This window comes from Pseudomonas sp. P106(2024) (assembly GCF_057480815.1).
In genome coordinates, this window is sequence record NZ_JBLIYU010000008.1 from 70200 (window position 1) to 88856 (window position 18657).

The 18657-nt window shown below is 60.3% G+C and carries 17 protein-coding genes and 2 pseudogenes; 12 read left to right on the top strand and 7 right to left on the bottom strand.

From position 1 onward, the window contains the following. Nucleotides 1–285: 285 nt before the first annotated feature. Nucleotides 286–3009 (bottom strand): AAA domain-containing protein, encoded by a 2724-nt coding sequence (locus AC25M7_RS15100; RefSeq protein ID WP_486971202.1) that lies wholly within the window; start codon nucleotides 3007–3009, stop codon nucleotides 286–288. A 479-nt stretch (nucleotides 3010–3488) separates the two neighbouring features. Here AC25M7_RS15100 and AC25M7_RS15105 point away from each other — a divergent pair, with 479 nt between their 5' ends. The 4 genes and pseudogenes from AC25M7_RS15105 to AC25M7_RS15120 form a co-directional block, all read left to right on the top strand. Further along, the gene (locus tag AC25M7_RS15105) at nucleotides 3489–4310 is read left to right on the top strand and encodes an AraC family transcriptional regulator (RefSeq protein WP_486971203.1); all 822 of its coding nucleotides are present in this window, start codon (nucleotides 3489–3491) and stop codon (nucleotides 4308–4310) included. 72 nt (nucleotides 4311–4382) lie between these two features. Then, nucleotides 4383–4769 carry a cupin domain-containing protein gene (locus AC25M7_RS15110; protein ID WP_241411646.1) on the top strand — a complete coding sequence of 129 codons (387 nt, stop codon included), beginning with the start codon at nucleotides 4383–4385 and terminating at the stop codon, nucleotides 4767–4769. A 244-nt stretch (nucleotides 4770–5013) separates the two neighbouring features. Beyond that, nucleotides 5014–5589, top strand: coding sequence for an NAD(P)H-dependent oxidoreductase (locus tag AC25M7_RS15115; protein ID WP_062360377.1), 576 nt, complete (start codon nucleotides 5014–5016; stop codon nucleotides 5587–5589). A 72-nt stretch (nucleotides 5590–5661) separates the two neighbouring features. Beyond that, nucleotides 5662–5937: pseudogene (locus AC25M7_RS15120) on the top strand (MerR family transcriptional regulator); the annotation flags it as partial. Nucleotides 5938–5955: 18 nt separating this feature from the next. On the opposite strand, the gene AC25M7_RS15125 reads toward AC25M7_RS15120, so the two are convergent. The 5 genes and pseudogenes from AC25M7_RS15125 to AC25M7_RS15145 all read right to left on the bottom strand — a co-directional run bounded on the left by AC25M7_RS15125 (nucleotide 5956) and on the right by AC25M7_RS15145 (nucleotide 11004). Beyond that, nucleotides 5956–7106, bottom strand: a protein-coding gene (locus AC25M7_RS15125; RefSeq protein ID WP_486971204.1) for an IS3 family transposase whose coding sequence is annotated in 2 segments (ribosomal slippage) — nucleotides 5956–6872 and nucleotides 6872–7106 — 1152 coding nt in all. Because the reading frame shifts where the segments join, the coding sequence is not laid out codon by codon here. A gap of 63 nt (nucleotides 7107–7169) precedes the next feature. Beyond that, nucleotides 7170–8381, bottom strand: a pseudogene (locus tag AC25M7_RS15130) (TonB-dependent siderophore receptor); the annotation flags it as partial. An 81-nt stretch (nucleotides 8382–8462) separates the two neighbouring features. Further along, nucleotides 8463–9461 (bottom strand): FecR domain-containing protein, encoded by a 999-nt coding sequence (locus AC25M7_RS15135; protein WP_186595767.1) that lies wholly within the window; start codon nucleotides 9459–9461, stop codon nucleotides 8463–8465. After that, a complete protein-coding gene (locus tag AC25M7_RS15140) occupies nucleotides 9461–9964 on the bottom strand; it encodes a sigma-70 family RNA polymerase sigma factor (protein ID WP_062360365.1) in 504 nt (167 codons plus the stop codon). Before AC25M7_RS15140 ends, AC25M7_RS15135 begins: the two co-directional genes overlap by 1 nt. Before the next feature lie 122 nt (nucleotides 9965–10086). Beyond that, a complete protein-coding gene (locus tag AC25M7_RS15145) occupies nucleotides 10087–11004 on the bottom strand; it encodes a LysR family transcriptional regulator (protein WP_028690762.1) in 918 nt (305 codons plus the stop codon). A 125-nt stretch (nucleotides 11005–11129) separates the two neighbouring features. On the opposite strand from AC25M7_RS15145, the gene AC25M7_RS15150 reads away from it, so the two are divergent. The 5 genes from AC25M7_RS15150 (at nucleotide 11130) to AC25M7_RS15170 (ending at nucleotide 15452) form a co-directional block, all read left to right on the top strand. Next, nucleotides 11130–11888, top strand: a complete 759-nt coding sequence (locus AC25M7_RS15150; protein WP_028690763.1) for a 5-oxoprolinase subunit PxpA — start codon at nucleotides 11130–11132, stop codon at nucleotides 11886–11888. A gap of 94 nt (nucleotides 11889–11982) precedes the next feature. Further along, nucleotides 11983–12228, top strand: coding sequence for an acetyl-CoA carboxylase (locus AC25M7_RS15155; protein WP_023629552.1), 246 nt, complete (start codon nucleotides 11983–11985; stop codon nucleotides 12226–12228). 10 nt (nucleotides 12229–12238) lie between these two features. After that, a complete protein-coding gene (locus tag AC25M7_RS15160; protein WP_486971205.1) occupies nucleotides 12239–13612 on the top strand; it encodes an acetyl-CoA carboxylase biotin carboxylase subunit in 1374 nt (457 codons plus the stop codon). Then, nucleotides 13609–14481 (top strand): 5-oxoprolinase subunit B family protein, encoded by an 873-nt coding sequence (locus AC25M7_RS15165; RefSeq protein WP_028690765.1) that lies wholly within the window; start codon nucleotides 13609–13611, stop codon nucleotides 14479–14481. The genes AC25M7_RS15160 and AC25M7_RS15165 overlap by 4 nt, the downstream gene beginning before the upstream one ends. Then, nucleotides 14478–15452, top strand: a complete 975-nt coding sequence (locus AC25M7_RS15170) for a 5-oxoprolinase subunit C family protein (protein ID WP_280092447.1) — start codon at nucleotides 14478–14480, stop codon at nucleotides 15450–15452. The genes AC25M7_RS15165 and AC25M7_RS15170 overlap by 4 nt, the downstream gene beginning before the upstream one ends. Before the next feature lie 76 nt (nucleotides 15453–15528). Here the strand turns inward: AC25M7_RS15170 and AC25M7_RS15175 are convergent, their stop codons facing one another. Next, a complete protein-coding gene (locus AC25M7_RS15175; RefSeq protein WP_028690767.1) occupies nucleotides 15529–16086 on the bottom strand; it encodes a GNAT family N-acetyltransferase in 558 nt (185 codons plus the stop codon). Between the two features lie 339 nt (nucleotides 16087–16425). Here AC25M7_RS15175 and AC25M7_RS15180 point away from each other — a divergent pair, with 339 nt between their 5' ends. The 3 genes from AC25M7_RS15180 to AC25M7_RS15190 all read left to right on the top strand — a co-directional run bounded on the left by AC25M7_RS15180 (nucleotide 16426) and on the right by AC25M7_RS15190 (nucleotide 18587). Beyond that, nucleotides 16426–16854 carry a hypothetical protein gene (locus AC25M7_RS15180; protein WP_028690768.1) on the top strand — a complete coding sequence of 143 codons (429 nt, stop codon included), beginning with the start codon at nucleotides 16426–16428 and terminating at the stop codon, nucleotides 16852–16854. 241 nt (nucleotides 16855–17095) lie between these two features. After that, nucleotides 17096–17596, top strand: a complete 501-nt coding sequence (locus tag AC25M7_RS15185; protein ID WP_105945271.1) for an RNA polymerase sigma factor — start codon at nucleotides 17096–17098, stop codon at nucleotides 17594–17596. A 49-nt stretch (nucleotides 17597–17645) separates the two neighbouring features. Then, on the top strand, nucleotides 17646–18587 hold the full coding sequence (locus tag AC25M7_RS15190) for a FecR family protein (protein ID WP_486971206.1): 942 nt from the start codon (nucleotides 17646–17648) through the stop codon (nucleotides 18585–18587). Nucleotides 18588–18657 lie beyond the last annotated feature (70 nt).

Sequence of the window (18657 nt, forward strand, 5' to 3'; positions counted from 1 at the left end):
TCACCAGGACGCCCGATGGTGCCGCCCATGATGACCACGGTGAAAGCACACTAACGGCAATCCCGGTCATCCCAGCCTGGAGTAGATGGCGCCGAGTGAGATTAGGCGACGATTCTGAAACGGCATGCTGTTGTGTACTGTCGATCAATTGCGCTCCCTCGCGGTGAATCAAAATTAACCTGCGCCTTCGGACTTCAAAGCAGACTGGTGTCCTGTCTCGGAAATACGTTCTCTTTTGGCGAGTGGCTTGGGTGCCCGGCCAAGGCGCCGCCAGCAGTGAACAGCTTAATTCCGAGACAGGACACTCGGAGCAGGCCTGGCCCACTGCGCCAGAAACTCGGCAATTCTGCGCTCAATACCACTCTCCACCGTCCGCAGCCGCAGAATGGGAAGGCCACTGGCCGCTAGAATCTCATTCTTCCTGGCGTCCCTAGCGGCCTGCACGGGGTGGTCGTGATACCCGCCATCGACCTCGATCACCCCAACCGGGGTCTTGCCTACTTTGAAATAGATGACGAAATCGCAACTGGCGCGCCTCATGAACGCCCGCTGGGTTTGCGTCCACTCGGGCTTGCTCGGCGATGCGAGCTTATCCAGGTGGATTTGCGTGTGGAACGTCAACGCATGGCACGCCGGGGCCAAGAGCGCTTCGCGCAGCAACTGCGCCACGATCTGCTCGGACTTGTAGCGTGAATCCTCGGGCCGCAGTCGGGCCTTCAGGCGTTCCAGGGACTGATCGTACTCGTGGTACAACAAGTCGAATGCCGACACCACTGGTGCACGCACGATCTGCTCGTCCTGTGCGTAATAGCTGATGTAGCGGATCAGCGCGGCAATGTGGCCATTGTTCTCGGTGAACACCTCGTCACCGGTCACCAGGGTGAAACGATGTTTGGCCCGCGACACTGCCACGTTGATCATGCGCGGGTCGTCGACGAAATCCAGGCGTCCTTGCGTCTGGTTGTAGCGCTTCTTGTCTAGCACGGTGGAAAAGACGATCTCGTCGCACTCGCGCCCTTGGAACTTGTGCACTGTGTCTTTGACGAAGTCCGCCGGCAGGTGCTTGTCGCAAAGGTTGACCTGTGCCCGGAACGGGGCGATGTAGCCGCGGCCTTCACCGTCCACTACAACAGATTGCCTCTCGTCTTCGAGCACCTTGAGCAAGGAATCCAGCTCCCGAAGGTTGGTGTTCTTGCGTGCGTGGTTTCCCTTGGCGGTCACCACCAGGCGCAGGGGCTCCTCGCCGTTGTCCACGGTCATCGGCACCAGTGCGTTGTCATAGAACTGCTGGTTGCAGAATTGGATGATCCTGGGGTGGCAGCGGTAATGCTCCTTCAGCAACGTCCTTGGCAGTGCGTTCTGGAACACGGCAATGCACGAATCCAGCAGGCTGTAGTGCTCGCAATCGTAGGCCTCGACCGGCGCCTGCAGCCCCAGTTTCACGGGGATGTGCGGCAACTGGCGGTTGTCGCCGACGACGATCAGATTCTTGGCGCAACCCAGCGGCAGGATGCCCGGCACGATGTCCTGCAAGGAAGCTTCGTCGATGATCACGTAGTCGAGGATCGCCCCCGGCGCGATCGAGTTGACGATCGAGTGCGTGCCGCTGCCCAGGATAGGGAAACGCTGCACGAAGGCATCAAAGTCCCTGCGGTAGGTCTTGACATCGAAGCTGTCTCGCGGGGGAACCTTACCTTGTAGATGCTGCTTCAGATGGTGCATTGATGCGGTTGTCAGCTCTTTGAGCAACGCCGTGAAATTTGCGCGCGCCAAGGATTCACGGCACGCCCGCAGCTCGGTTTCCTTATCCTGCAGCGACTTGTCGTAGTAATGCATCTGCAGGGCATGGAATGCGGCCATGCGCGTCTCGCCCTCGGCGAACGGCTTGGTGCGAAAGACTCTGAATTGGAGCAGCAGCTCGATGCGGTCCTTGAGCTTCACGCGCTGCTCGCCCAAATGCGCCAGGTAGGCCATGAGGTCGGCAGTCTTGCGAGGGGTCAGCCCGTACTTGTCCAACGAGCCTGTGGCCTGCACACCGTTTTCTAGCTGCCACTGCTGCAGGTAGCGCCGCTCGATGACCAGTTCGTCCAGTTCGATCTGCAGTTGTGCCGCCCGGTTGTGGTCGTGCAGGTGCTGCTTCAGGCGGGTAAGCAAGCCCTGGATTTCTTCCAGGGACGGTGCCGGCCCGGGTGCGCTGGAGGGCCATGCAGGCATGTCGTCGAAGAAGGCTTCGCGGTTTTCCTTGTTGCCAAGCTTTGCGACCAGGTAGCCCAGGCCGCATTTCTCAAGCTTTTCGTAGACGTTTGCCACGGCCGCATTGTTGTTGGACAGCACCGCAACCGTCTGCCCGCGCAACAGGATATTGGCGAGGATGTTGAGGATGGTCTGGGTCTTGCCGGTTCCCGGTGGGCCTTCGATCACGCTGATTTGCGCGCTGAATGCCCGCTCGACGGCCTGGTACTGGCTTTCGTTCAACCCGAACGGATAAATGAGTCCCTGACCCGGGGCGAGCGTGCCGTTGCGCCCGGTGCAATAGGCTTGCAAGGCAGTGCTGGCGATGGCGGGCAGTTTTCCAAGCTGAGTTACGACATTGCTGGCTATGTCACGATCAGCCTTCGACTGTGCTTGAGCGTGTCGGGCACTCGCGACCGCAGTGAAATAACCGAAGACCGGCGTGTCCTTGATCGAGGTCGGGGCGGTGAAGACGATGCCGTCCATCTTGTGGACATAGGGCCTGGTGCCGCCCGGATAGTGCACCACGGCATATCGCTCGCCGTAGATCACCGCTTTGTCGATGGGTTTGACGATCGTGCTGCCAGGTTTGGTCAGCAGTACATTGCTCAACTCGCGGGAAGGTGATACTCGGCAGTTAGTGAGCGGGCGGGTGTATTTTTTACTGGAGGGGAAATGACAGGTCAGTTCCAGTGCTTCGTACTTTTCGCTCCAGTGAATCGCCCAGTCGCTGATCTTTGCGGTCTTGTCCTCACCATCCACCTGAATCGAAGCCATATTCCCTTATTCCTGTGCGCAGGACATTCGGTTACGTCGTGTACCGGATACTGCTTTCCCTGATTGGTGTCATAGTGCCATTATTGGGTGCAGGTTCGATAGCTGGTGTGTGCGTTTTCCTGCGGGCATTGAGGTCGATGACGCCTTGGAGATGGCGGAGCAGACTGAGGTCTGAAGCGGTGCGTCGCCGGTTGAAGCATGACCGTCGTTATCCAATCCATGGCGGTCCCTCAACATAAGTGCCTATCGGTCAGAAGCGCTCGGTTGCTTTCATAGATGCATGAGTCTATTACGGCGGTTCACCTCTGGCTGTTTGCTGCTCTCAGCGCAGGACCGCTATGGGTCGATAGCAGCCGTTCCCGGATGACCGCTTTCGACCCATAGCGGACATTCAGCGGAAATGGATTGGGTGTCCGCGCAAATCTGAAATAGGATGGGCCATCCTCATCCACCATTGCGCACTAGCAGCAAGCTTATCCATGGAACGAAAAGCAAGCCCGTCCTGCGCTGATTGGGTCATACGCAGTGCCACGCCTGGCAGCGTGGAGCGTATTGAGGCGTGGTTTGGCGGCCATGGCTACGACCCCCATCGGCACGATACCTACTCGATAGGCCGTACCCTTGCCGGCGTGCAGAGCTTTCACTACAAAGGGGCGCTGTGCCACGGCGTGCCGGGCAACACTCTGGTGCTGCACCCGGACGAACTCCATGACGGCATGGCCGGCACGGATATCGGCTTTCGCTACCGGATGGCCTATATCGATCCTTCGCTGATCCAGAGCGTGCTCGGCGGCGAACCGTTGCCGTTCATTGCCGGCGGAATGTCCCGCGACCCGCGCCTCTATCGCGCCAGCGAGGCCTTCGTGCAGGCACTGGATCATCCGCTGGAAACACTGGAGGAGCAGGACGCCGTCTATGACCTGGCCATGGCACTGCTTGCAGTCGGCGGCAAGCCCCGCGGCCGCAAACGCCTGGACTACCGCTCGGCCGAGCGCGCCAGGGCGTTCATCATGGAGCACCTTGACCACGGCATCACGCTGGAAATGCTCGAGCAGGCCAGCGGGCGTGAGCAATGGAGCTTGTCACGGGACTTCCGAGCCCTTTACGGCACCAGCCCATACCGTTTTGTCACGCTACGACGCCTGGACTGTTTTCGCAGGCTGATCCTGGAGGGCTTCACCCTGGTCGATGCCGCCCTCGCTGCAGGCTTTCACGACCAGAGCCACATGACCCGACATTTCACTCGCACCTACGGCGTGCCGCCCCTGCGCTGGTTGGAACGCTTGCGGCCTGCCCGCTGACTTGCAGGATCGTACAAGAGCCGCCTGCTTTCTATTCGGTAGCCTGATCACTCTAACTACAGAGGATCTGTCATGACCGACTCACACCCGCAACGCGCATCGCAACCTGTGAACCTGGCTCAGAAGGCTGCACTGATCGAGCAGCAGTGGAGCCCAAGGGTGGTCGCGGAAATGAACGACTACCAATTCAAGGTCGTGCGCATTGAAGGGGAATTCATCTGGCACTCGCACCCGGAGACGGATGAAGCGTTCCTGGTGCTTGCAGGCACCTTGCGTATCGATCTGCCAGAGGGCAGCGTGTATGTGCGGCCGGGTGAGCTGTATGTCGTGCCGCGTGGTGTAGCGCACAGAACAGCGGCCCAGGCGGAAACGAAACTGATGATGATCGAGCCGCGAGGCGTTCTGAATACCGGTCATGAAGGAGGGGCGCGAACTGCGGTGAATGACGTCTGGATCTGAGTTGACGATGCAGGCGATGAGGCCGGTACTCACTAAATGGCCTTGGATCGATGTGCGCCTTGAGTCGGAAGCGGGAGCTCACGAGCGGTCGTTTTCGAGCCATAGCTGCCATTCACCAACGGCAGGATTTCTAGCTTTGGCCGCTGGATGCCGCGCACTGAAACGGCCCCAGAGCAGCCTGAGCAGTTGACTCTCCCGTTATGGTCAGGCTTTACACTGCACGCTTCATGTTCAGGATGAAGTGATGATGAGCAAACGAGTACTGGTGGTGCTGGGGCACCCGTCAAGCGAGAGTTTCTGCGCAGCGCTGGCCGAGAGCTATGTCGAGGCGGCCAGAAGTGCCGGCCATGATGTCAGGGTGTTACGGCTTGATGCCTTGAGCTTTGACCCGGTACTACGTAGCGGCTACCGGCAAGCGCAGCCACTGGAACCCGATCTGCTCAGGGCCCAGGCCGACATCACCTGGGCCGAGCACCTAGTCTTTATCTACCCCATTTGGTGGGGCGGTATCCCTGCACTGATGAAAGGCTTTTTCGACCGCGTGTTCCTGCCCGGTTTCGCGTTTCAGTATAGGGCAGGCAAGGCTTTCCCCGAGCAACTGCTCAAGGGTCGTACAGCGCATCTGCTGGTGACGATGGATACACCGCCGTGGTACTACCGCTGGGTGTATCGCATGCCTGGCCTTCACCAAGTGCGCAAGACCACGTTGCAGTTCTGCGGTATCAGAACGCTGCGTACCCTGATGTTCGGGCCACTGCTCGGCTCCAGCGCGCTGCGGCGTGGAGCTTGGCTCGAACAGGCACGAGGCATCGCCAGCTGACCTGCGGCTACGTGGTTCCCGAACCGCTGGCGCCATGCAATGATGCCCCGCTCCCTGATGAAAAGGACATTCATGTATATCGGCAAAGCCGCCCAACTGTCGGGCACCACGGTCAAGACCATCCGCCACTATGAAGCGATTGGCCTGCTGCCACCGCCCAAGCGCCAAGGGCAGTACCGCGTTTACAATCAGCAGAGTGTCGAGCTGCTGACGTTCATCAAATGCGCGCAGCAGTTGGGTTTCAAACTGAAAGAACTGCAGGCTATTCTGCTGAGGCATCAGGGTGCTGATTTGCCGTGGGACTTGGCGGGCAAGGCCATTGCCGACAAGAAACGCGAAGTGCTGGGGTGAATCGCCCCTGGTTTCCTAGACACTCTCCAAGCTCAGGAAATAGCGTTTCTCATACTCTACTGGAGACAGCTGCATAGCACTGCTGTGTCGACGCTTGGGGTTATAGAACATCTCGATGTAATCGAAAATATCACTTCGGGCTTCGTCACGCGTTGCGTAGATCTTTCGTCGGATTCGCTCCCGCTTCAAAAGCTGGAAAAAGCTCTCGGCTACGGCATTGTCGTGGCAGTTTCCCCGTCGGCTCATGCTGCTGATCACATTGTTGGCCTTCAGGAAGCTTTGCCAATCTGAGCTACTGAACTGACTGCCTTGGTCTGAGTGAATCATCACTTGCTGCTGTGGCTTGCGTCGCCACACGGCCATCAGCATGGCGTCGATGGCCAGGTCGCTGCTCATCCTGGGCTTCATTGACCAACCAATGACTTGGCGAGAGAACAGATCCAACACTACCGCCAGGTACAGCCACCCTTCATAGGTGCGGATGTAGGTGATATCGGTCACCCAGACCTTATTCGGCTCACTGACCTTGAACTGCCGGGCCAGATGGTTGGGCGATGCCACTGTTGGTTTTCCGCCATAAAACCCAGGACGACGGCGATAGCCCGTTTGCGAACGCAGCCCCTCTGCCTGCATCAAGCGACCGACTCGATTTCGCCCACAGATCTCTCCCAGCTCTCGAAGGTCATCGTGAATCTTGCGATAGCCATACACGCCTCCGCTTTCTAACCAGGCATGCTTGATCAAGCCAAGCAGGCGTTGATCTTCTTTGGCTCGGGCAGATTGAGGCTCGGCCAGCCAAGCGTAGTAGCCGCTGGGATGCACCTTGAGGGTTTGACAAAGACGCCGCACCGGGTAATCGATCGAGTGCTTCTTGATGAAGGCGTACTTCAGCCGCACTCCTTGGCAAAGTACGCGGCGGCCTTCTTTAAGATGTCTCGCTCTTCCGTCACCCGCTTGAGTTCAGCGCGCAGCTTGCGCAGTTCGGCCTGCTGATCATCGTCGTGCTGACGCTGCTCTTGGGGCTTGCTGTAGACCTTGATCCAAGCGTAAAGGCTGTGCACGGACATGCCCAGGCGCTGGGCGACCTCGGCGACAGGTTTGCCTTTTTCGGTCACTTGCTTGACCGCTTCGATCTTGAATTCTTCAGGGTAACGCTGACGACTCATGGCACCTCCTATTTGGGCCTCATTATGAGGCTTGGAGGTGTCTACGAAACCAGGGGCGATTCACTTCCCGCTCCAGCCATTGGCAAACTGCTGTTCGATCGAGGTGAAAAAGCTGGTTTGTTCATGGTCGTTGTAGGACCAGGTCTGTGCCGAATTGAGCGAGCGTTTGAGGTTGCTGCGAGAGCCGTCGGTGAAACGGGTCGGCAGTCCGGAGCGCATGGGCGAGTCGACGTCTGTGCGTTGATAACTGAAGCCCATGGTCAACAGGGTGTCCTCGGTCAGGTCGAACTCGGTAATGCCGTAGATCAGTTGCGAGTCCTGCTTGTAGCGGTCGATCCAGGACTGCTCGGTCTTGAAGTCGGCGACCAGGCGACCGCGTACGTTGCCGGTTTCGGTCAGCGGGCCAGACACATCAACGCCGGTACCGTAGCGGTCCCAGCTGCCGGCTTCAGCGCTGACGCTGGCCTGAGCCTCGGCGGTCGGACGCTTGCGGATCAGGTTGATCGTCGCTGAAGGGCTGCCCAGGCCGCTGATCAGGCCGGTAGCACCGCGTACCACCTCCACACGGTCGTACATCGCCATGCTCTGGGTGTAATTGTCCATGCGCTTGACGGTGGGCACGCCATCGATTTCAAAGTTCTGGATCTCGAAGCCCCGGGAGAAGTAACCGTCGGATTCGGCACCCTGTCCGTCGCGCAGCACGATGATGCCCGGTGTGGCATCGAGGGTATCGCTGAGATTGGTCAGGCGCTGGTCATCCAGGCGCTGGCGGGTCATGACGGTCAGCGACTGCGGGGTTTCCTTGGGGGTCAGGTTCAAGCGGGTCGAGCTGCTGGATGAATAGGTGGTATAGAGCCCAGTGCCTTCTGTAGTCGACCCGGGAGCCTTGCCCGAAATGGAAATGCTCTGAAGCTCCAGGACGGCAGAGGCCGGTGCACGCTGGAGGGTGTATCGCCCATCCGGCTGGCGAACCGCAAGGAGTTGGCTGCCCTCAAGTAGCGCCTGTAAGGCACCGTCGACCGTGTAATCGCCACTCAAGCCAGGGCTGTTTTGCCCGGCAATCAACTCATTGGGGAACGACAACAACAAATGGGCTTGCTGGCCCAGCTGATTGAGCGCAGCGCCCAGTGGCGCCGGGGCAATTTCGTAGTGCTGCACGCGGCTATCGGTGGCTGCCCAGGCTGGCGATGAGGTGGCGAGCAGAACCGCTGCGGTGCAACCCAGGGTAGTGGCGAGCGAGGTAACGGAGTACGAGGAAAAACTGCGGTGGTGCATGTGAAGTTTCCCGATGATTTTTGATGTATGGCCTATGAGTCTCGCCAGAAATCAAAACGGCTCATCGAGGACGAAAAAATTTCAAACGTTAGCGGGCAGGGGACGCAAGTTGACCCACAGGCGAGTGAAACGCTGTACATCCAGTTTCAGTGTGTGGGCGACGGCATCGATGATTCGATCGCTGTCTGCCAGCGGGTAGGTGCCCCATACGCGCAGGTTGGCCAGGGCGGCGTCGCACCCAAGATGCCCATGGCGATACCGGCCAAGTTCGTCGAGAAACGCCTTGAGCGGTTGGCCGTTGGCGACGATCATGCCTTCGGCCCAGGCGGGAGAGGATGCTTGCATTGCCCCCTGATCGAGTATCCCGAACGGCCCGAAACGCGCCAGCTGCCCGGCTTGCAGAGTGGTCCAGAGGTTGGCTTGGGTCGGGCTTATTTCAAGCGAGCCATGATAGATCGCCAGCTGGGTTGAGCCATTGTCAAACTGCCGCATTGTGAAACGCGCCGAGGACGCCTGCGCCCGAACCTGTGCGGTTTCGATAAACAGCGCCGGGTTCAAGGCGGTGTTGATCAGGACCTCGCCGCTGAGTAATCGAAGGTGCCAGCGCTGGTCAGCCGTGCGAGCATTTATTGCGCTACGGGTATTGAGTTCAAGCGACAGATCCGAGGCAAGCGCAACACGTCGTCGCTCGCCCACGCCCGTGGTGTAGTCGGCACTCATGCGCGACATCAACTCGCTGTCTCGACCCAGCCAGGCACCGGTACCTGCAGCCAACATCAAGGCCAGGCCCTTTATTGCCCGACGCCTGCTCAGCCCTTCCTGGGAGGGAAGCAACAGGGCCTGTCGGGCGAGGTCTGGATCGCCTTGGGTGCGCAATGAATCGAGCTGCGCCCCCAACGCCAAGGCTTTTTCCCAGGCCAGTTCATGCAAGGGGTGTTCACTACGCCACGCCATGAATGCGGCCTGTGCGGGTGAATCGAAATTGGCCTCCTGCATATCGAGCCACCACTCCATCGCCTCCTCACACATTTTCGGCGATAGCGAGGGTTCTCGGCCAAAGGCGTTGGCGGTGATAGTCATTACAGTGCTTCCGTCACCAGCATGCATCGCGCACCTGCCTTGATGATGTGGCGTTTGACGGTAGCGATTGAAATACCCAGTCGCTCGGCAATATCTGCGTGGCTGAGCCCATCGAGTTGCGACCAGAGAAAAGCCTTTTTGACGGCGACATCCAGTTCGCACAGCGCTTCGTCGAGTCGAACCAGCGTCTCGAAAATAATCAGTTGGGTCGCCAGGTCCGGCAGCACGCTTTTGTCTTCGGTCTGGAGCGCATCCAGATAGGCTTTTTCCAGGCGTGCGCGGCGGTAGTGGTTGGACAGGACACTGCGTGCCACCTTGGCCAGGAAAGGCCGAGGCTGGCGGATCTCAAGCGCCTCGTTGCTGGCCAACAGGCGCATGAAGGTGTCCTGCATCAAATCAGCGGCGCGGTGTGAGCAGCTCAATTGCCGATACAGCCAACTACGCAACCAGCGGTGTTGCTGTTGGTAAAGAGCAGTGAGCTGAGCGGTATCGATAGATGCCATGAGCTGTCACGAAATTGGTGCAAATGAGACTTAGTATCATATGAGATTAATTGGGTAGCGACAAGAATGCAGGAGGGCGCGGGGCATGATTGGCCTGATGGATGAGGGGCATTTGCTTGCTTTCAACGCCGTGCGGAAAGTTGTTGCGGCGCCAGGAATGCATCGTGGAAGTAATGGTGGAACGCGTGCATCGCCGGGCTGAATTCACGCTCGCGATGCCAGGCCAGGCCGACGCTCATGGGGGTGACCTTGTCGGTGATGGTCACCGTTTCGATGCGTTTACCTTCCAGCGACCAGGGGCGATGTACCAGGTCGGAGAGGATCGCCACGCCGCTGCCGTTGGCCACCATGCTGCGCACTGCCTCCACAGAGCTGGTGCGGATTCGCACGTTGGGCTGCTGCTGGGCATGTTCCCAGTAGCGCATGGCGCTTTGTTCGGCTTCGTCGACGGTAAGCAGGATGAACGGCTCCTGTGTGACGTCGGCAAGGCTCACGGCCGAGCGCTCGCACAGCGGGTGATGGCTGGGCAGCCACAGCCGGCGCTCGGAATTGAACAGGGTTTTCGAGACGATGTCCGGGTGGGTCAGGTTCGAGGTCAGCACCACCGCCATGTCGAATTCGCCTTCGAGCAGGCCTTGCTCGATGGCCTGGCGCTCCCGTTCGTGCACTTCGATGGCCACGTCCGGGTGCCAGTGTTCCAGGCGTTGCAGGTGATGGGGCAGGAAGTAGCCGATCACCGTGTAACTGGCCGCTACCCGCAACAGGCCGGTGGCGCGAACGTCCGGCAGTGGGCTGTTGAGGGCGTCCTCTACGCTGCGCAAGATCACGTAGGCCCGGTTGAGAAAGTGCCGTCCGGCATCGGTCAGGCTCATGCCCTGGGCCGAGCGCTGGAACAGTAGCGTGCCGAGCATGCCCTCCAGTTCCTTGATCGCAGTGGTCACCGCTGACTGGGAAATATTCAGATGAATCGCAGCTTGGGAGATTTGCCCGATCTCGGCCGTGGCGACGAAGTAGCGAACCTGGCGCAGGGTCAGTGACATGAACACTCCGCTTGACGAGGTATCTGATTTTCAGAAGATGCCCCCTCGGATAATAGATCTTCCCAAGGGGGTGGCTGGAACTTAACGTGCTCTGCATGAAGTCACAAGCGTCAGGAGCACGTGTCATGCAGGCAGTAGATTTCAATTCGGACATGGGCGAAGGCTTCGGTCCGTGGACGATCGGCGACGGGGTCGACAACGAATTGATGGGCTTCATCAGCTCGGCCAACATCGCCACCGGTTTTCATGCCGGCGACCCCGGCACCATGCGCCGCACGGTCGAGCAGGCCAAGCGCCTGGGCGTGGCCGTCGGTGCCCATCCGGGCTTTCGCGACCTGGTCGGGTTCGGCCGCCGCCACATCCATGCATCGGCCCAGGAGCTGGTGGACGACATGCTGTACCAGCTGGGGGCCCTGCGTGAGCTCGCCCGAGCGCAAGGCGTGGCCCTGCAGCACATCAAACCGCACGGTGCGCTGTACATGCACCTGGCCCGGGACGAAGAAGCGGCGCGCTTGCTGGTGGAAAACCTGCAGCGCCTGGAGCCTGAACTGCTGCTGTATTGCATGCCCGACTCGACGATCTGGCGTATCGCCACTGAGCTCGGCCAGCCCGTGATCCGCGAGTTCTATGCCGACCGCGAATACGACATCAGCGGCTCCATCGTCTTCACCCGCAATGTGCGTGCCTACGACCCCGCGCAGGTCGCTGCGCGGGTCCTGCGTGCCTGTCAGGAGGGCGTGGTGCGCACGGTGGAAGGTGAAGACCTGGCGATCGAGTTCGACTCCATCTGCTTGCACAGCGATACACCCGGTGCCTTGGCACTGGTCGAGGCCACCCGTAAAGCACTTGATGGCGCGGGGATCGAGGTGCGCGCACCGCGCTAAAGCCACCGACGACACCTGGCACGCAGACGCCAGGGTTTGCTCGATACACAGATTTTTTGCCTGCCTTTCTACAACTATTCCAAGAGGAACAGACATGGCGCAGCACACCGTCATCACCCCATTGCCGGGAACTTTCTACCGCAAAGCCACCCCGGAATCGCCGAACTACGTCGAGGCCGGTGCCAACGTCAGTGCCGACACGGTGATTGGCCTGATCGAGGTCATGAAGCAGTTTTCCGAACTGACCGCGGGTACGGCAGGGCGTCTGGACGCATTTCTGGTCGAAGACGGTGATCCGGTGGAGCCGGGTCAGGTCATCGCGACACTCGAAGATGCGTGAGGGCACAACCATGACTCAAGGCATTGGTAAACTGCTGATCGCCAACCGTGGCGAGATCGCCGTGCGGATCATCCGTGCCGCGAAAGCGCTCGGGATTCCAACCGTGGCAGCGTGCAGCGAAGCAGACGTCGATTCCCAGGCCGCGCGCATGGCCGACGAAGTACACATCCTTGGCCCGGCCCGCGCTGACAAGAGCTACCTCAATGTCGAGGCCTTGCTCGGTGCCCTGAAGGCCACCGGGGCCACTGCGGTGCACCCCGGTTATGGCTTTCTTTCGGAAAACGCCGAATTCGCCGAAGCGGTACTCGCCGCTGGCGCGATTTTCGTCGGCCCAAGCCCCGAGACCATCCGCCGCATGGGTGACAAGGCCGAAGCCCGGCGCACCGCGCAAGCGGCGGGCGTGCCGGTGGTGCCCGGTTCTGCCGATGAACTGTTCGATGTGGAGTCGGCGCTCGAGGCCGCCAGATCCGTCGGTTTCCCGCTGCTGATCAAGGCCTCGGCCGGAGGCGGTGGACGCGGCATTCGTCTGGCGGAAAACCCGCAACAGTTGCGCGAAGAATTCCCCCGTTCCCAGCGCGAAGCCCAGTCCGCCTTTGGCAATGGCGCGGTGTATCTGGAGCGCTTCATCGGCAAGGCCCGGCATATCGAAGTGCAGGTGCTGGGCGACGGCAAGCAGGCGGTGCACCTGTTCGAGCGCGAATGTTCGCTGCAACGCCGCCGCCAGAAGATCTTCGAAGAAGCGCCGTCACCGATCCTCGGTGCCCAGCAGCGCGAGTCTCTGTGCGCGAGCGCCGTGCGCCTGACCGAGGCGCTGGGATACAAGGGCGCCGGCACCCTTGAGTATCTGTACGATGACGCCACCGGCGAGTTTTTCTTCATCGAGATGAACACACGGATCCAGGTAGAACACCCGGTCAGCGAGCTGATCACCGGTATCGATCTGGTCCAGGCCATGCTGCGCATTGCCGGTGGCGAGCCACTGGGACTCAAGCAGAGCGATATCGCAATCAACGGCGCGGCCCTGCAGATGCGCCTGAACGCCGAAGACCCCGCACGGGATTTCTTCCCAAGCCCAGGGCTTGTGCAAGCGCTGAACTGGCCACAAGGCGAGGGCGTGCGGGTCGACAGTCATCTGTATGAAGGCTACCGGGTGCCGCCCTACTATGACTCGCTGCTGGCCAAGCTGATTGTTCATGGCCGTGACCGCGCCGAAGCCCTGGCCCGCGCGCGACTGGCGGTCGAGCAGACCACGCTTACCGGCATGGCCAGCACCTTGTCGTTGCATGGCGAACTGCTGGAGCAACCCTGGTTGCACACCGCCGATTTCCACACCGGCACGTTGGAAACCTGGCTGGCCGAGCGCCGCAGTGGAGGTGCAGCATGAGCAGTCCGATTCGCTACAGCTTTGGCGCCGACGAACATCTGTTTGCCGAAGTCAGCGACAGCATGTCCCTTGAGGCCTTCTTCAAGGGCATGGCGGTCACCCGCGCGGTGGAGCGTCTGGCCCTCGATGGCGTGCTCGACGTGTGCTTGGCCAACGCCTCGTTCCAGATCCGCTTTGACCCGGATCGCATCGCGCCGGCAGATCTGCTTGAAGCAGTGAAGGGGGCCGAGGCCCAGGCCGTGGCCGAGCGCACCCTGCACACCCGGATCATCGAGATCCCGGTGCTCTACAACGATCCCTGGACCCACGAAACCCTGATGCGCTTTCGCGACCGCCACCAGGACCCGAATGCCACGGACCTGGAGTACGCCGCGCGCATCAATGGCTTGGCCGACGTCGAGGCGTTCATCGCCGCCCACAGTGGCGCGCCGTGGTTCGTTTCGATGGTGGGCTTCGTGGCGGGCCTGCCGTTCATGTTCCAGATGGTCGAGCGCGAACGGCAATTGCAGGTGCCCAAGTACCTGCGACCCCGCACCGACACACCGAAACTGACCCTGGGCCATGGCGGCTGCTTCGGTTGCATTTACTCGGTACGTGGCGCCGGTGGCTACCAGATGTTTGGCGTCACTCCGGCACCGATCTACGACCCGCAGCAGAACCTGGCGTACCTGAAGGAACACATGGTGTTCTTCCGCCCCGGCGACATCGTGCAGTTCAAGCCAATGGACCGCGATGCCTATGATCACGCCGTGGCCGAGGTCGAAGCCGGGCGTTTTGATCTGCGCATCCGTCCAGTGGAGTTCTCGCTCGATGCGTTCCTCGCCGACCCGATCGGTTATCCCAAGTCGTTGCAGGAGGTGCTGGCATGATCAAGGTGCTCAAACCCGGTCTGGCCACCTCGGTGCAGGACCTCGGCCGCGAAGGCTACTACCACCTGGGTATCCCGCCTTCCGGGGCGCTGGACCAGTACGCCCTGAGCGCGGCCAACCAGTTGGTGGGCAACCCGGCCAATTCGGCGGCGCTGGAATGCACCTTGCTGGGGCCGGAGCTGGAATTTCAGCAGGACGCCCTGGTAGCGGTATGTGGTGCGCAGATGACGCCGAAGGTCGATGGCGTGGACATGCACTTGGACACCGCCTTCGAAGTGAAGGCCGGACAAGTGCTGCGTTTCGACTTCCCCAAGGCTGGCGCGCGGGCTTATCTGGCGGTGGCCGGGGGTATCGATGTGCCGGTGGTGCTCGGCAGTCGTTCCACCTACGCACTGGGGGCGCTGGGTGGCTTTCAGGGGCGCAGGCTGGTGATGGGTGATGAACTGCCGATCGGCACCGCCAGCGGCAAGGGGCGTGCCGGGGCGAGTCTGCCCATGGCGTTGCGTCAGTCTCTGGGAGGGGAGATCACCCTGCGGGTGGTGCCGGGGCTGTACTACGACCGCCTGACCCTGGCGGCGGCGGACAGCTTTTTTGCCGAAGCCTGGACCGTCGGTTCGGAGGCAGATCGCATCGGCTACCGCTTCAAGGGTGGCAGCCCGCTGAGCTTCCAGCCTCGCGAGCAGCCGTTCGGCGCTGGCTCCGACCCTTCGAACATCGTCGACAGCTGCTACCCGATCGGCTCGATCCAGGTGCCGGCAGGGCTCGAGCCGATCATCCTGCACCGCGATGCGGTGTCCGGTGGCGGCTACGCGATGATCGGCACGGTGATCAGCGCCGACCTCGACCTGGTCGGCCAGATGCAACCCAACCAGAAGGCCCGCTTCGTTGCGGTGACGCTGGAAGAGGCGCTGCAAGCCCGACGTTCCTATAAGAAAAAGTTCAACTGTCTGAGCAAGCTGTTCCCTTCCTGAAAAGCCAAAAAGGCAAGCCAACGCCGCACTTCGGTGCGGGGGCGGCTGCCCGCGCTTCAACCTCTGACGTAAAGCACTAGCGACTGGCAGTCGATCTTTCTAACCAGTCAGCACGAGTCATCTCCCATATTTCGACCTCCATCCGTCCAGATACGAAATCTCCTGCCCGCACGTCTATCAAGCGCATACCCTCATGTGTCGAGACCTTGCGAGATGCGTCATTGGCAACAGCTTTGGGAACCTGCATGACCGGACGCGACAGTGTCTCGAACCAATAGGCATTGATAATCCGGCATGCCTCGCGCATGTAGCCCTTTCCCCACCACTGTGGTGCGAGCCAGAAGCCCCTGTTGTTTCCAGGCTGATCATACAAACTGATGCTACCCAGGGTGCAGCTAGCATCGTCGCGCATGCGGATCATCCAGTGCCATTCACGACCTGCTGCCATTGCAGGCAGGGCGATATCTCGGACATAGATCAGCGCCCCGTCTTCTGGATACGGCCATGGGACACGACGATCCAGATAGCGAACCACCTCCCAGCAGGGGAACAGCTCCTGAATAATGGGTGAATCCTCCAACTGAAGGGGGGTGAGAACCAGCCGGTCAGTGATAAGCGTCGAAAGACAGTCCATGACATTCGTTCCCGGGCATCCCTGTGAGACGTTGATTATCTGTACCTGGCTGGTTTGTGTCGACCGCTGCTGGCTGTTATCTGTGCTCCGTCAAGGGCAGATATGGGGCGAGAGCAGTTATCCGTGTCTGGCTGCTTTCGACCCAGAGCAGACGGTGGGAACAGGCAGAAGTCGGCCAGAAGCGGTCGCTTGAAAAAGGTAATAAGATAATTCTTTTCGGCCTGAACGCTTGCCTCTAAGGTGTGAGACGTTGCGACACCGCGGCTCAACGCGCTGACGATGCCTTGGGTCTGCATGGCCGCATAGTCAAACACTCCTGCAACACCATGGAATGACTATATGCACCCATCGCTAAAACAAGCGCTCGACATCATTAAAATCGAGCGCAACGTAGCCGAATACACCCAGGCGTTTGACGCGGTGCATGATGTGGTAAGCGTATTTGGCGAGCTTGACCTAGCCAATCGCCTCTTCGCAGAAATACCCCGAACAGTGCCCGAAGAGCTGGTGGCCGAACTTTTCAATTTGTTGGCTTGGCAAACAAACGATAACGGTTCGGCAATGACGCGTGAGGTCGAGACGTGGCTCAGAGAACAGCAAGATCCGCGCAAGCTTAGGATTGCCATGAGCCTGGATGTATATCCATTTCCAGATGCTCAGGAAATGCATCAAGTATTGTCCACGCTGGCTGCGGCCATCCCAGAAGTGGCGACTATGTGCCAAACGCTTATGACCTCACGAAAGGCTAGAACACATAGTCAAGTATGACGAAAGGCAGTGGGGCCGCTTTGGGTCGACTGTGGTCACTTGCGAGTGGCAGCTATCGACCCATAGCGGACACTGATCCAAAGCGCCGTTGGCTTACCCGGTTTCTCTCCGTTGAAGCGAATCCTGTAGGGGTGGATAACCCTACACCCACACGTCCCGGTTAATATGCGCAGTTGAGAATTATTCGCAGAAAATGATACCTTGCTACCAATTCCCCGCCGCTGTGCAGGATGCTTAGCGAATGCCGCAAGATCGCGACCCTCTGACATCGACATTCCTGGACAACCGTGAAGCGCTGAAGGCTTATCTGGTGCGGCACTTCGGCAGTGCCACGATTGCTGACGATCTCACCCAGGAAACCTGGCTGCGCGTGGCCAGCCGTAAGGTAGGCGAACGTATCGGCAACCCACGTGCCTATATCTTCCGCATTGCCCGCAACCTCGGCATGGACATCCGCCGTCGCGAGGCCTTGGGCATCGAGGTGCAGGCCGACCCGGTGCTGGTTGAAGGTGTACCCGATGCGAAACTGGACCCGGCCCGCAAGACCGAGTTGAGCCGCGAGTTGCAACAGGTCATGCAGGTGATCGCCGAGCTGCCGCCGCGCTGCCGCGAAGTGTTCATCCTGTGCCGTATCGATGGCCTGGACCACCAGCAGGTTGCCGAGCGCCTGGGCATTTCCAAAAGCACCGTGGTTTCGCAGATGGTCAAGGCGATGCAGCGCATCGAGAAGGCAATGTCATGAAAGGCTGGTTACACTGCGCGCGTTTTAACTGCCACCTGCCTGCACTTGCATGATGAACGAAAACGACTCGCATACCCCCCTGGACCAGGCGCTGGAGTGGTGCGTGCGCCTCCAGGACGCGGGCGTGACAGCGGCCGAGCGCGAAGCATTCGCACGCTGGCTTGCCGCCGACCCCAGCCACCCGGCTGCCTGGCAGCGTGCCTGGCAGGTATGGGGGGTAGCCGGCATGGCGGGCCATGCCCATGTTGCCGCCAGCCGTACCCCGCTTCGGCGTTTGCCCCGGCGTAGGTTTGTAGGCCTGGCAACCGCAGCGGCGTTACTGCTGGCCTTTACGGTATTTGCCTTTTCTCCCGCACGTTGGGCGGATTACCGCACCGAGGTGGCTCAGGTGCGCAGCTGGACCTTGGACGACGGTTCGATCGTGCAACTGGCGCCGCACACTGCGTTGGACGTGAGCTTCAGTGCCGATGAGCGGCGGTTGCGTCTGTACCAGGGCGAGGCCTGGTTCAAGGTGACGCCCAACCCGGCGAGGCCCTTTATCGTCGAGGCCGCAGGCGGTGATGTGCGCGCCTTGGGTACCGCGTTCGACGTGCAGGTGCTGGAGGACGGCGCGAACGTAACGGTGACCGAGCACAGTGTGCGGGTCAGCCGTGCGGGGCAGCAGGCCGAAGCCGAGGAGGGCCAGGCGCTGCACTACGACGCGCAGGGCATTGGCGCATTACGGCATGTCGACCCCGGCCAACAGTTGGCCTGGCGCGAGCAACGCCTGGTGTTTCGCGATGAGCCGCTGACGCAGGTGTTACAGCGTCTGCAACCCTATTCCCGCGCGCACCTGCTGCTGACGGACAGCAGCCTCGCCCAGTTGCGGGTTACAGCAGCGGTACAAGCGCGTGAAGCCGACGCTGCGTTGCAGAGCTTGCAGTTCATTCTGCCGATTCGTGTCACCATGGTGGGCCCGTGGCTGACCTTGGTACGCCCCATACAACACTGATTGAAAAAAAACTGAAAAACCGCGTCGTTGTGTTTGGCCGGTGGTCCGTCTTTAGTCTTGATCGCAAACG

Excerpts from the sequence above, each read along its gene's own strand:
- AC25M7_RS15150 (WP_028690763.1), top strand. The coding sequence starts at position 11,130 with ATGCAGGCAGTAGATTTCAATTCGGACATGGGCGAAGGCTTCGGTCCG.
- AC25M7_RS15180 (WP_028690768.1), top strand. The coding sequence starts at position 16,426 with ATGCACCCATCGCTAAAACAAGCGCTCGACATCATTAAAATCGAGCGC.
- AC25M7_RS15155 (WP_023629552.1), top strand. The coding sequence starts at position 11,983 with ATGGCGCAGCACACCGTCATCACCCCATTGCCGGGAACTTTCTACCGC.
- AC25M7_RS15190 (WP_486971206.1), top strand. The coding sequence starts at position 17,646 with ATGATGAACGAAAACGACTCGCATACCCCCCTGGACCAGGCGCTGGAG.
- AC25M7_RS15175 (WP_028690767.1), bottom strand. The coding sequence starts at position 16,086 with ATGGACTGTCTTTCGACGCTTATCACTGACCGGCTGGTTCTCACCCCC.
- AC25M7_RS15135 (WP_186595767.1), bottom strand. The coding sequence starts at position 9,461 with ATGACTATCACCGCCAACGCCTTTGGCCGAGAACCCTCGCTATCGCCG.
- AC25M7_RS15160 (WP_486971205.1), top strand. The coding sequence starts at position 12,239 with ATGACTCAAGGCATTGGTAAACTGCTGATCGCCAACCGTGGCGAGATC.
- AC25M7_RS15140 (WP_062360365.1), bottom strand. The coding sequence starts at position 9,964 with ATGGCATCTATCGATACCGCTCAGCTCACTGCTCTTTACCAACAGCAA.
- AC25M7_RS15115 (WP_062360377.1), top strand. The coding sequence starts at position 5,014 with ATGATGAGCAAACGAGTACTGGTGGTGCTGGGGCACCCGTCAAGCGAG.
- AC25M7_RS15165 (WP_028690765.1), top strand. The coding sequence starts at position 13,609 with ATGAGCAGTCCGATTCGCTACAGCTTTGGCGCCGACGAACATCTGTTT.
- AC25M7_RS15110 (WP_241411646.1), top strand. The coding sequence starts at position 4,383 with ATGACCGACTCACACCCGCAACGCGCATCGCAACCTGTGAACCTGGCT.
- AC25M7_RS15170 (WP_280092447.1), top strand. The coding sequence starts at position 14,478 with ATGATCAAGGTGCTCAAACCCGGTCTGGCCACCTCGGTGCAGGACCTC.
- AC25M7_RS15100 (WP_486971202.1), bottom strand. The coding sequence starts at position 3,009 with ATGGCTTCGATTCAGGTGGATGGTGAGGACAAGACCGCAAAGATCAGC.
- AC25M7_RS15105 (WP_486971203.1), top strand. The coding sequence starts at position 3,489 with ATGGAACGAAAAGCAAGCCCGTCCTGCGCTGATTGGGTCATACGCAGT.
- AC25M7_RS15185 (WP_105945271.1), top strand. The coding sequence starts at position 17,096 with ATGCCGCAAGATCGCGACCCTCTGACATCGACATTCCTGGACAACCGT.
- AC25M7_RS15145 (WP_028690762.1), bottom strand. The coding sequence starts at position 11,004 with ATGTCACTGACCCTGCGCCAGGTTCGCTACTTCGTCGCCACGGCCGAG.